Source organism: Bacillus yapensis (assembly GCF_005280205.1).
Lineage (GTDB): Bacteria > Bacillota > Bacilli > Bacillales > Cytobacillaceae > Robertmurraya > Robertmurraya yapensis.
The window spans coordinates 1-12,880 of record NZ_SUND01000006.1 but is presented as its reverse complement, the minus strand read 5'-3'; the positions used below and the strand labels follow the sequence as shown (position 1 = coordinate 12,880).

Here is a 12,880-nt window from a genome sequence, read left to right as displayed (position 1 = left end):
CCCTTTAAGGTTGATAAATTTGATCAAAGACTCCTCCATCAGCAAAGTGAGTCTTCTGTGCTTCTGTCCATCCGCCAAACACTTCATCAATTGTGAATAGATTAATTTCAGGGAACTGATCTGCGTATTTTTTCGCAATCTCTTCTGAACGTGGGCGGTAATAGTTTTTCGCTGCAATTTCCTGACCTACATCTGTATATAAATAATCAAGATAAGCTTTTGCTACTTCTTCTGTTCCATTTTTTTCAACCGCACTATCAACAATCGTTACTGGTGGCTCTGCGAGAATACTTACAGAAGGAATAACAATTTCAAATTCATCTTCACCTAGCTCATTTAATGCTAAGAAAGCTTCATTTTCCCAAGCAAGTAGTACATCTCCAATTTCTCTTTCAACAAATGTTGTTGTTGCACCACGTGCACCTGAATCCAATACCGGTACATTTTTAAAGAGGCTTGTGACAAACTCCTTCGCCTTTCCCTCTTCGTTGTTATTTTGCTGAAGGGCATATCCCCATGCAGCTAAATAATTCCATCTTGCTCCACCAGATGTTTTAGGATTCGGTGTAATAACTGAAACTCCTTTTTTCACTAGGCCATCCCAATCCTTGATTCCTTTTGGATTTCCTTTACGAACGAGAAAAACAATCGTGGATGTATAGGGTGAGCTATTGTATTCAAGTCTTGTTTGCCAATCCTTTGCAATCTTACCTGTTTCAGCAATTGCAACAATGTCATAAGCGAGCGCCAATGTCACAACGTCTGCGTCAAGTCCATCAATAACAGAGCGTGACTGTGTTCCAGAGCCTCCATGAGATTGGTTGATGGTAACCTTTTGTCCTTTTTCTTTTTCCCAATACTCAGCAAAGCTTTTGTTGTATTCTTCATATAGCTCACGTGTTGGATCGTAGGAAACATTTAATAATTCAATTTCTTTTGGTGCTTTTTCACTTTCATTGTCGCTAGAACCTTCCGTACTTGCCTCTTGATCGGAGCACCCTGCAACCCATACGAGTAAAAGTGCTGAGAATAATGCGAAAAATTTCTTTTTCATTTTGGTTGATCTCCTTTTATAAAGTTAATGACGGGCTTTTCATTAAAAAAAGCCCCAATAGTATTCAAAACGTACTAGATAGTACTGAAAACTAAAGGGCCTTCGGGCGTCCGATCGGCGTATTATTCATATTTTTATCTTCTTTTCTGTTGATTTGGTATCTGTTGTCTCACTTTTGCTTGTGCAGGAAAACGATATTTCTCTAAACGGTCGATTTGCGTGATTTGAGAATCATGGACCGTGATTTGCACAGTCCCAAACTCCAATCCTTCTAGCAAACTAACAATTTTTTCAAGAGCCTGTTGGTCTAGACGTCCTTTTAACGACAACAAAATCATCCCCTTCTAGCTTTGTAATTCGATTTTGAAGCAAATCTTCAAGCGTTGTTCGCTCTAATACATAGGCAATGGTATCTCTAACCAAGGTCCAAAGCGGCTTAAGCTGACATCCCCCCTCTAGTGGACAAGGTTCATATTTTGTAATAGAAGCACATCCCATAGGGGATAATGGCCCCTCTAAATCACGAATGACTTCTCCAATATTGATTTCTTCTGCTTGAAGATGAAGTGTATAGCCACCTTTTGCTCCTCTTTTGCTTGTTACATAGCCCAACTTTTTTAGTTGTAAAAGCAATTGTTCCAGATAATGAACACTGACCAAAGTCTTTTCTGAAATCTCCTGTATTCCAAGCACTTTTCCTGGATTATTCCCAAGTAAAATCAATGCTCTTAAAGCATATTCTCCTTTACTTGATACCTTCATGTTCACATCCTCCTCTAATGTTGAGTATTTCAGTCAACATTCATAGCTAGAAATCCAATTATTTTTTATGTATATGCTTTGACGATCAAAAGGGCACTTATCCCTATATAAAAAAGATAAGCGCCCTTCAGTTCGTCTGATCAGACACAGTTTTCAGTTTATAATCCCGATTAAAACTATTGGATTAGTTATTTTTTATAATCATAATATGAGTCCATTTTAAAATCAATAAGTTTTTTAAAAATTTTTATATTTTGTTAGTAAAAGAAAAAGCGATAGAATAAAGAGGAATAAAAAATGATAGGGAGTTGTTCGAGAATGGATCAAATCATGTTTATTGAAACGGGTATGGGCATTGATGTTCATGGACAGGATATTACAACTGCGGCTGTTCGTGCTATTAAAAACGCAATTCATTTTAATTCAATGCCAGGGATTCGCACGGTCCTTAAAGATAATAGTTTGGACAATATGAGAGTTAACGTGAAGCTGGCTGTTCCTTGTGATAAGGACAAATTAGATATCGATACTGTAAAAAAAGCATTGCCATATGGCATTGTAACTGTCGAGGTAATGGACGGCGGCATGTTAACAACTAGCGGAATTGTCCTTGAGGAAAAAGGCGACAAAAACGATTTAATGTATATCGTTGTGGCTTCGGTTGAGGTTGGGTATTAAAGGTTCATACATATAATTTAAATAGCTTCTCGTCAAAGGTTAGTTAGTCAAACCATCTTAGACGGGAAGCTTAGCATTTTCTTTGAGTGACTTAGCTCTCTAGTTACATTTGATCGGCAACTATTTCTTCTCTCTTTGGCTTCTACTTGGCTTTCAATCCATATTTGAAAAGTCAACTTGACCCTTCAATATCATCATTTTTGGCGGAAGAATATTTCAAAAAATTTCTTCCTTATTCCACATTCCGATAAACATCTTCTCTTGAATGAAATCCATCAGCAATAATTGTTTCATCAATATTGGCCTTGTCGACTGAAATAGGAGATAACAAAATAGAAGGTACCTCAATTTTTCCATTACTAATTTTAGTATCGGTCTCGATTTTTTCACCTTTAGCTAATCTCACTGCCGCTTTAGCAGCTTCCATTGTTAATGTTTGAATCGGTTTATATACAGTCATCGTTTGAGTTCCCTCAACAATACGCTGAGCGGCTGCAAGCTCTGCATCCTGTCCTGCTACAGGGATTTTTCCTGCAAGCCCCTGTGCCTCAAGTGCCTTAATGACCTCTTCGGCTGTTGCATCATTGGCGGCGATGATAGCATCAACATCGTTATTATTTGCATTAAGGGCTTCTGCCATATTCTTAAAGGCATTAGTAGGGAGCCAATCTTTTGTCCACTGGTCATATACGACAGTAATGTCGCCTCGATTTATTAAGGGTTGCAGAATGTTAAATACACCTTTCTTAAATAAATGGGCATTATTATCTGTGTCGGCTCCACCGATATAGACATATTTTCCTTTTGGCACTAGTTTCGTTAGCGCTTCAGCTTGCAATTCCCCTACTCTTTCATTATCAAAAGAAATGTATAAATCAATCTCCGAATTTTTGATTAATCGATCATACGAGATAACCTTAATTCCTGCAGAATGTGCTTTTTTTACAATAGATGCGGCAGCCTCAGCGTTATAAGGTACAACTACTAAGACATCGACTCCCTCATTTATAAGCGTTTCAGCTTGTGAAATCTGCAGAGCTTCGTCCCCATTTGCCTCCAAAATTTCTACGCCTGCCCCTAACTCTTCCACCGCATCCAGGAACATCCATCTATCCCTTAACCAACGTTCTTCTTCCAACGTATCCATTGAGAAACCAATTTTGATCTTCTTCTCAATCATTACGTCTGCAACTTCCGATTCTTCGGACACAGTCTGCTTAGAATAATTCTTCTGATCTACTCCACCTTTACAAGCTGAAACCACAAGAACAAGAGTGATGACAAAGGTGAATAGCTTTATCCATTTTTTCATCATCAACTCTCCCCTAACTATTACTACCAAGTAGCTCTTTTCGGAACTCCTTGGGTGATACATTACACACTTTTCTAAATACCTTACTAAAGTAATTCGGGTCGTGATAACCAACTTCAAAAGTAATTTCCTTAATGCTTTTTTCTGGGTTGCACAAAAGGGTCTTTGCTTTTTCAATTCTGCATTCTGTCAAGAAATCTATATAGTTGATCCCCAACTTTTCTTTAAACATTTTACTTATATAAATTGGACTTAATCCTACTCGACTGCTTAGTGTATCTAACGAAATGTCTTCATGAGAGTGCTCATATATAAATTGCTTTATATGTTTCATTGTATTGACTTCAAATTGATTATAATGCTCTATGTATGCCCGCTTCATTTTTTCTAATAGATGCGCTGCTTCGACTCGTAATTGCCGATAATCCTGAGCTTGAAAAGAGTAAAGTGGTATAACAGTCTCAATTCCCATTTCACTCATTACCCTAGAGATGATCCAAAGTACTTCTAATAATCTTTGCTGAGATTGGATGATGCCCGCACCTTCCTTCTCAAAGCGCTGAATCAAATCAACGACATTTGTATGGACTTCCTCCCAATTTCCGAGTCGAATTACGTCAGAAAACTCTTTTTCACGGAATCTACTTAACTGTTCATTGCCCTTATCTTCAAGAACAGGCACATCGGAATAAAATCGATATTTCACAGGTAGCGTTGTGTCGATCGTAGCAATCAATGAATCATGATACGATTGTCTTATTTGTTCCAATGAACTGCACAGGCTTCCAACCCCAATAAACCATTCTTCCCCTTGATTTGATTTTGATAAGGAAAGAATTTCACGCGCTAGAGACATGGCCTGTAAGCGAAACGATTTATTAGGGTCCCGAAAAACAATTATCGGAAGTTGGTTCCCATAGAGAGCACCTAGCCAAGCATCCCCACACTGCCGAATTTTATCTTTAATGACCGAGTATAAATTTTCTTGACCCCTTGGGATTAGAACACTCATGACAAACATTTCATTCGTTGAGCTAATATCTAACATCTCAACTAACATATCGACATGCACTTCATGAACATGATCGAACAACAGCTGTGTGACGACGTCTGTCTCAACGAGTGCTAAAGCTTTTTGAAAAGCCTCTTGTTGTTGCCTGCTCGTCTCAAGTAATTTTTTCTCTTCCTCAATTTGCTTAATTACTTTCCCTACCGTTAAAAGAATATCACTCACTTTACTCGGTTTAAGCAAATAATCTTTTACTCCTAGCTTAATCGCTGTGCGTAAATATTCAAACGTATCATAGGCTGTCACCATGATAAATTTAATGCTAGAATACTTGGTACTAATTCGCTCAACAGCTTCAAGACCAGTTATTCCAGGCATTTTAATATCCATCAAGATTAGATCTGGTTTAAACACATCAGTCATTTCTAACGCCATTTTTCCGTTATTGGCCTGTTCAATCATGATATTTGGATATGCTTTTTGTAAAATGGCTTGCATACCTTCACGTTCAATTTGTTCATCATCTACGATTAGGAGTTTGAGCATTTTATTTACTCCTTTTTTTCAGTATTTTAATAATAACTTTCGTCCCTTTCCCCTCTGTGCTCTCAATCAAGAGTACATCTTCATAACCATAGAAAAGACGAAGTCGCTTAACGACATTACTAAATCCAATTCCCGTTGAATGCCCTTCCGTTTGAACAGTTCGCTCATTCAAGATCTGCTCGATTTTTTCCTTTGGCATTCCCGTACCATCATCTTCGATTTCGAGCGTTATCCATTCGGCCTGATTGAAGATTCGGAACCAAATTGTTCCACCTTCCTCTTTTGGTTCAACAGCGTGTATGACAGCATTCTCAATAATTGGTTGTAATGTTAAGGCAGGAATCTTCAGATCTAAGCATGATTCATCAATTTCTATAAAAAATTTTAAGCGTTGTGTAAATCTTGCTTTTTGAATGTCCATATATTGACGTAATACGGCTACTTCCTCTGCAAGGGTAACTGCACGGTCAATCCGCTTTAAGTTGTAGCGCAGCAAGCTCGCCACACTCACCAATAAATCACTAGTTTCTTCTGACCCCTCCAAATAAGCTTTTTTGGATAGTGTATTCAACGTGTTAAACAAAAAATGAGGATTAATTTGACTTTGTAAGCTACGAAACTGACTTTCTTGTAAAAGAAGTTTATTTTGCTGCAGCTCGTGTTCAAGTTGAGCCTTTTGCTTAATTTCAGAAATTAGATTATTAATATTAATTCTCATCCGATCAAACGTTTTGGCGAGAAAGGAAATTTCGTCATTGCTTTCAACATCGATTTGAATATCAAATTTACCTTTTGAAAGTTCATTTGCTGCTTGAGTCAGCTTATAAACAGGTCGCGTAATACTTAAGGAGAACCAATAAGAAATAAAAAGTAAAATAAATGTAATAAGTAGGATCAGCCAAACACCGAGCTTGATTAATTCTTCAGATTGCACAATGATATTTCGATAAAATCGATCATAGGTTTTAAGTTCAGTATCTAGTATAGTAAGCTTCATTTCGGCTATGTAATTCGAAATTCTCGTTGCTTCAGAGAACTCTATTGCTGCAGCCTCCATATCCTTACCAGAGATAAACATAATTAGTCTATCAGTTGTTTCAAGTAAACTATCAATTAAATTAATATAGTTCGTCAAAGCAAAATCATTTTCTTCGTTTCGAAGTGGAAAAATCTCGTATTTTGCCTCTTGAATCTTGCCTTTACTTAAATTCAGCTGTCTTAAATGGCCGGCTGACGGAGTAAGCATATAGTTATTTAAATCGGTAATCACCTGTTGGCTAGCACTGGTCACTTCATTCAAACTTATATACCTTTGTAAAATATCATTGTATTGATTTTGTGTTTTGTAGTTATAGTAAGTGAGTGCTATCCAAATCGTCACCATGATGGCTAGAATGACGGAGGTAAGGATTAAGATTTTTTTTTGAATACTTGTCATTGAACTTCCTTCGCTTTCAAAATACGAATATCTGTGAAATAACCCTTAAGGTCTAGTGGTACTGTCTCCCCATTCAGCCATTCCATAATCAATTGAACACTTGTTTTTCCCATCATTTCAGGAGATTGCTCAAGAATGCCATCAATATTACCTTGTCTGAGCAATGCAAGAGATTCAGGTCCGTCATCAAAGGAATATATAAAGTACGGCTCTACTTGGTAGCGCTTACTTATTTCTTGCACCAAAGCTCCAACAATATTAGCATTCACTGCAATGATTCCATCAACTTCAGGAGTTTTATTCAGCACATCCCTTGTAGCTGTGATAATCTGTTCCCGATCACTTGAGGTTTCCGCATAGATCGTTTTGATATTTGGGTAATTCTTTAATACATCCTGAATCCCATTCAACCTTTGCTTCTGATAATACTCTTGATTAGAATTATATGTCAGAAGAACACTACCGGAATTTCCCATATCATTTAATAATTGCTTTGCTATCATACTTCCAGCCTTGTATTGGTCAGAACCTACATAAGTTCTTCTCAAGCTTTCTTCCACCGGCACATCGTTGGCAACTGTAATGATCGGGATCCCATAGAAAGATGCCTTGACTTTGGACAAATATTTGAATTCTTCTGAATCAAGTCCTTGTACGATGATTCCATCTACCTTAGAATGAATAGCAATTTCTAGCTTCTTCAGAAAATCTTCGTGGTTATTGCCGTAGCTTCCCCATATCTCTAAAGAAGCACCTTCCTTTTCCGCTTGCTCTATCGCACCCTTACCGAGATTGTCCCAAAAAGTCGTTTCTGCATCTTGAGTAATGAGAACGAGACGTAGCTGGGCATTCTCATCTTCAATCGTTTTTGGAGCTTGCCAATCGGAGCGGAATACTCCCTCTGCTGATACGAAAGTAAGATAACAAAGAGCGAAGAAGATTATAAATAGCAAAATGAGGCCAGTTTTTCGCAAGAGTTGTAACCCCTTTCCTCATATAACTAGTTCCATCATACCATCTATTGGGATTTCTTCAATGTATTTAGTAAGGGCTGTTTTAATGAGGCTGTTTTTGTGTAGTGTTGATGTTTTGCGCATAAGTCCTGTATTTATTTTAAAAAAAGACTTTAATCCGGCTTTTGTACATGTATATCCAGATAAAACAGAAAGTAAATTTTTAAACTGCTCTAAAAAATACAAGTAGGGACTACTTAGCCCCTACTTGTATTTATTTATCTCTTCATTCTAGTCAATACATCAAAAATAACAGCTAGCGCTAGGACACCACCCCTAATCATATATTGATAGGAAATTCCAACACCTAGTAAATTCATACCGTTTGTAAGAGATGCCATTACAATCGCACCAATAACTGCTCCCGTTACTTTTCCGACGCCTCCGGCCGCGGACACACCACCAACATATGCAGCTGCGATTGCATCGAGTTCAAATAATGTTCCGGCAGTTGTAGTAGCCGATTGCAAACGAGCTGTAAAAAGGATACCAGAGAGAGCGGACATCATACCCATTGAACCAAATACAATGTAAGTAATCTTTTTTACGTTAATTCCAGTAAGATGGGCAGCTTCTGGATTACTTCCTACTGCATAAATATGTCTTCCAAGCACCGTTTTTGTTGAAATAAAATGATAAATCACAACGACCAATAACATGATAATAATCGTCCAAGAAAACCCGTTATAACCTGCTAGTATCCATGTAATATAAGCAATAATCGCAGAAATAAACACTAATTTCAAAACAAAAATACTAGTAGAAACTACATCAAATTGATATTTCATTTTGTTCCTACGATTAGAGATTTCAATGTAAATGTAAAAACCAATCCCAACTAAACCGACTAAGAGGGTTAGCAAATGCAATCCATTGAATTGTAAAAGAGAAGGAATATAACCGTTTCCGATTGCATTAAATGTATCATTTTGAATAATAATTGTTCCTGTTTTTTCGGTAACCTGTAGCAATGCTCCTCTAAAGATAAGCATTGCCGCTAACGTGGCAACAAAGGCAGGAATTCCGATGCTTGCTACAAGAAAGCCACTAAATAGACCGATAACGATTCCTAGTATTAAAATAACGGGAATTGTTATATAAACTGGCATTCCTGCCTGAGTCATCAATATAGCTGCAATGGCACCCATGAATCCAGCAGCATAACCAACCGATAAATCGATATGGCGAATGACAATGACTAGAGTCATAGCTACCGCTAAAACAGCAATATATCCTGCAGAATCTATTAAATTACTGATATTTCGGGAAGACATGAATAGTCCATCTGTCATGAATGTAAATGTTAGAATAATCACAAATAAGGCAATATACATGCCATAGTCACGAATATTTTCTTGAATTAGCGTTTTTGCTTCCTTTAACGTGTTCATTGGTCTAACCTCCTATTGCGTTGCAAGTTGCATAATATTTTCCTGAGTCGCTTCATCAGCAGACAACTCACCTTTTATTTCACCTTGTGCCATGACGTAGATGCGATCACTCATTCCAAGAACTTCTCCTAGTTCCGACGAGATCATAATGATGCTCATTCCTTCACTGATTAACTTATTCATAACTGTGTAAATTTCAAATTTTGCTCCTACATCTATGCCTCGGGTCGGTTCATCTAAAATTAACAACTTTGGACCGACGAACAACCATTTTCCTAACGATACTTTTTGTTGGTTTCCACCGCTTAAGTTCCCAACGATTTGCTCTAAGGAAGGAGCTTTCACAGAAAGAGAATTTTTATACCCATCTGCAATCTTGATTTCTTCGTTTTGATTGATAACACCATTTTGCGATATGCTCTTTAGATTTGCAGCAGAGATATTGTTCTTTATATCTTGACCTAAGAAAAGCCCGTCTCCTTTTCGGTCTTCGGTTACGTATGCTATGCCAGCCTCAATCGCCTCACTAGGGTGTTTAAATACGATCGATTTGCCATCCCACACTAAATCTCCCTGAAGTTTATAGCCTTTTGCATTCCCAAAAATACTTAGGGCAAGTTCTGTCCGACCAGAGCCCATCAATCCTGATATTCCGACAATTTCTCCTTGGTTTACATGAAGAGAGACATCTTTTACTACATTGCGACTCAATTGAGGATCATAAGCAGACCAATTGTGAAGTTCTAGAATTTTTCCCCCGATTGTCTTGTTTTCTCTCTTAGGATAAATATCATCTATCTCTCGGCCAACCATATTTTTAATAATAATGTTTTCTTTAATTTCTCCCCTATTGCCTTCTAGCGTACAAATCGTCTCTCCATCACGAAGAATAGTAGCCTTATCAGCAATCGAAATAACTTCCTTTAATTTATGAGAAATCATGATACATGTAATACCCTGTTTCTTTAATTCGGCTAATAGCTTCAATAAGTTTTCACTATCATCTTCATTTAAAGCAGCTGTTGGTTCATCTAATATGAGCAGCTTCACATCTTTGCTTAATGCCTTAGCTATCTCAATTAACTGTCTTTTCCCTACTCCTAAATCTTTCACAAGCATTTCAGGATTTACATCCAAATTGACCTTTTTCAACATTTCTTTTGCCTGAACAACGGTTTGGTTCCAGTCAATAACCCCACCACGTTTCACTTCGTTCCCAGCAAAAATATTTTCATATACAGAAAGGTCCGGAAAAAGGGCCAATTCCTGATAAATAATCGCGATACCGGTCTTAACACTATCAGTGATTTTATTAAACTTCTGTATATTACCTTCGAATACAATATCGCCCTCGTAAGTTCCATAAGGGTATACACCGCTGAGTACTTTCATGAGCGTAGATTTCCCAGCTCCATTTTCACCAATCAAACAGTGGATTTCTCCTTTTTCCACTTTGAAGTTTACATTCCTGAGTGCCTTCACACCTGTGAACTCCTTGGAAATCTGGTTCATCTCTAAAATATATTCGCTCATCCTGATCCCCCCATCAAAACAACTTTATAATGGAGAAAAGTGATAGACGAATCTATCACTAATGCTCCGTATTTGCTTACAGTCCTGTAAACTCACTTGCCTCATAATACCCAGAATCAATTAATTCTTTCTTAACATTTTCTTGGTTAACAACGATAACATCTGTTTGTTTTGCTTTAACTTCAACTTCGCCGTTGTCGTAAGTTCCTGTTGTTTCAGGTGTTTTTCCATCAAGAATATCTACGGCCATACCCATTGCGTCCTTAACAAGAGTACGTACATCCTTAAATACAGTCATTGACTGTTTACCATCGATAATGTATTGGATAGAAGCCTTCTCTGCATCTTGACCAGTAATAACGTAACTTGTAATAGCGCTATCAGCTGCAAAAGTATCGGCAATAGAACGAGCTGTTCCATCATTTGGAGCAAGGATGGCTACATCACCTTTCATATCTGCTGCTGCAGCTGTAAGATGTGTTTGCGCTTTATTGATCGCTTCATTTGGCTCCCAGTTTGTTGTCACCTGACCAAGAATTTTACTCATCTCATCGCGAGATAGTTCTGCTTTGTCTTTTAAGGTAATTGCTTCACTTGAATTGGCAATCTTGAAAGTGCCATCAGCAATTTTTGGTTGAAGAACGCTCCATGCACCTTCGAAGAACAAGAATGCGTTGTTATCAGATGCTGCACCTGCATACAGATACAATGGAATGCCTGTACCTTTTGCATTGTCCACTAAGTATTGAGCTTGTGCAGCCCCAACAGCAAGACTATCAAATGTTACATAATAATCAACCGCATCTGTATTTGTAATTAGACGGTCGTAAGCAATAACTGTAACACCATCTTTTTTAGCAGCTTCTACTGCTGCACCTGCTGCTTCTCCATCATGCGGACTGATGATTAAAACATCAATTCCCTTGTTAAGCAATGTTTCTACATTTTCTTTTTCTTTCGCAGAAGAACCTTGACTGAACAAAATTTCTGTAGTGTATTTAGAATCTTTTAATGCATCCTTAAATCTTTGTTCATCCTGTACCCATCTTGGTTCATCCTTTGTTGGTAATACGATACCAACGCTTACTTCCTTACTACCTCCACCTGTACTACTGCTATTACAAGCAGCAAGTACTCCAACAAATAGAACTGCAACCAAAAACAAAGAAATCGCTTTCAGTTTATTTCTCATTTGACTACCCCTTTCATATGTGTAAGATATTTATTACATATTCATTATAAATTTACTAATCTTTCATGTAAGCGTTAACAAATAGTATTCTTTTATTCTTTTCTATACTTTTTTATCCTCAGGTTTTTTAGGCAATAAAAGTTGTGCATTGGTTAATTCAATGTTCTTATCTTTCAAATTTCGTTTGATTGACAACTATTCCTTCTCCTAGCTTCATTTTGTCAATCATTCTACTTTTCATTGACAGCTTTCTCTTCTCCTAGCTTCTTTTTGTCAATCAAACTACTTTTCATTGACAACTTTTCCTTCTCACACCTTCATTCTGTCAATCAAACTACTTTTCTTTGACAGCTTTCCATTCTCCTAGGATTAAGTCCATATAATTGTGTAAAAACAAAAAGAGTCAAATTAATTCCTTTTGGTCACAATGGTTATCAACGACGAAAAACATTGTGGAGGGAATTAATTATGACTCAGTTTCAGTTTAACCTAAATCTTGACCATTTAAAAGAATCCGTTATGAATTCGGATATTGACGCTGTCATCAAAGCGTCTATCGTCCTTGTTTTGAACTCTGTTATGGAGAAAGAACGTGATGACCACTTACAGGTTGGAGCTTATGAGCGTTCTTCTGGCCGTTTTGATTCTCGAAATGGCTACTATGAGAGAGACCTCATTCTAAGTATCGGCAGGGTCAATTTGAAAGTTCCTCGTACACGTAAAGGCGAATTTTCTCCTTCCTTGTTTGAAAAGTACGCACGGTGTGATCAAGCGTTTGTTCTTTCTATGCTTGAGATGGTTGTGAATGGCGTGTCTACTCGAAAAGTAACGAATATTGTTCAACAGCTTTGTGGGGAAAGTGTCTCAAAGTCGTTTGTTTCTTCTCTTACGGAAAAGCTTGATCCCATCGTACAGGCATGGGCGAATCGGCCATTAAATACAACATACTATC

13 protein-coding genes are annotated in these 12,880 nt (G+C 37.5%); 2 read left to right on the top strand and 11 right to left on the bottom strand.

All coding sequences use genetic code 11. From position 1 onward, the window contains the following. Positions 1-4: 4 nt before the first annotated feature. The 3 genes from FAR12_RS08915 to FAR12_RS08905 all read right to left on the bottom strand — a co-directional run bounded on the left by FAR12_RS08915 (position 5) and on the right by FAR12_RS08905 (position 1,816). Positions 5-1,054, bottom strand: coding sequence for a sulfate ABC transporter substrate-binding protein (locus FAR12_RS08915; protein WP_126408351.1), 1,050 nt, complete (start codon positions 1,052-1,054; stop codon positions 5-7). A 134-nt stretch (positions 1,055-1,188) separates the two neighbouring features. Next, a complete protein-coding gene (locus tag FAR12_RS08910) occupies positions 1,189-1,383 on the bottom strand; it encodes a YezD family protein (RefSeq protein ID WP_126408350.1) in 195 nt (64 codons plus the stop codon). Beyond that, complete coding sequence (locus FAR12_RS08905) at positions 1,346-1,816, bottom strand: RrF2 family transcriptional regulator (RefSeq protein ID WP_126408349.1); 471 nt, start codon at positions 1,814-1,816, stop codon at positions 1,346-1,348. Before FAR12_RS08905 ends, FAR12_RS08910 begins: the two co-directional genes overlap by 38 nt. Positions 1,817-2,134: 318 nt before the next feature. On the opposite strand from FAR12_RS08905, the gene FAR12_RS08900 reads away from it, so the two are divergent. Further along, a complete protein-coding gene (locus tag FAR12_RS08900; protein WP_126408348.1) occupies positions 2,135-2,494 on the top strand; it encodes a Lin0512 family protein in 360 nt (119 codons plus the stop codon). Between the two features lie 232 nt (positions 2,495-2,726). On the opposite strand, the gene xylF is transcribed toward FAR12_RS08900, so the two are convergent. From xylF to FAR12_RS08865, 8 genes are all read right to left on the bottom strand, one after another. Then, the gene (gene xylF / locus FAR12_RS08895; RefSeq protein ID WP_126408347.1) at positions 2,727-3,809 is read right to left on the bottom strand and encodes a D-xylose ABC transporter substrate-binding protein; all 1,083 of its coding nucleotides are present in this window, start codon (positions 3,807-3,809) and stop codon (positions 2,727-2,729) included. A gap of 10 nt (positions 3,810-3,819) precedes the next feature. Then, positions 3,820-5,361 (bottom strand): response regulator, encoded by a 1,542-nt coding sequence (locus FAR12_RS08890; protein ID WP_126408346.1) that lies wholly within the window; start codon positions 5,359-5,361, stop codon positions 3,820-3,822. Between the two features lies 1 nt (position 5,362). After that, complete coding sequence (locus FAR12_RS08885; RefSeq protein WP_126408345.1) at positions 5,363-6,799, bottom strand: sensor histidine kinase; 1,437 nt, start codon at positions 6,797-6,799, stop codon at positions 5,363-5,365. Continuing rightward, positions 6,796-7,773, bottom strand: coding sequence for a sugar ABC transporter substrate-binding protein (locus tag FAR12_RS08880; RefSeq protein WP_126408344.1), 978 nt, complete (start codon positions 7,771-7,773; stop codon positions 6,796-6,798). The genes FAR12_RS08885 and FAR12_RS08880 overlap by 4 nt, the downstream gene beginning before the upstream one ends. Before the next feature lie 18 nt (positions 7,774-7,791). Continuing rightward, positions 7,792-7,998, bottom strand: a complete 207-nt coding sequence (locus tag FAR12_RS23380) for a hypothetical protein (protein WP_170972149.1) — start codon at positions 7,996-7,998, stop codon at positions 7,792-7,794. Between the two features lie 32 nt (positions 7,999-8,030). Next, positions 8,031-9,203, bottom strand: coding sequence for a sugar ABC transporter permease (locus FAR12_RS08875; protein ID WP_126408343.1), 1,173 nt, complete (start codon positions 9,201-9,203; stop codon positions 8,031-8,033). Between the two features lie 12 nt (positions 9,204-9,215). After that, positions 9,216-10,736: a sugar ABC transporter ATP-binding protein gene (locus FAR12_RS08870; RefSeq protein ID WP_126408342.1), complete on the bottom strand. Its 1,521-nt coding sequence runs from the start codon at positions 10,734-10,736 to the stop codon at positions 9,216-9,218. Positions 10,737-10,812: 76 nt separating this feature from the next. Next, positions 10,813-11,928 carry a sugar ABC transporter substrate-binding protein gene (locus FAR12_RS08865; RefSeq protein WP_126408341.1) on the bottom strand — a complete coding sequence of 372 codons (1,116 nt, stop codon included), beginning with the start codon at positions 11,926-11,928 and terminating at the stop codon, positions 10,813-10,815. Between the two features lie 468 nt (positions 11,929-12,396). On the opposite strand from FAR12_RS08865, the gene FAR12_RS08860 reads away from it, so the two are divergent. Next, positions 12,397-12,880 (top strand): transposase (locus tag FAR12_RS08860; RefSeq protein ID WP_170972148.1); only part of this gene is annotated, 484 nt, incomplete at its 3' end.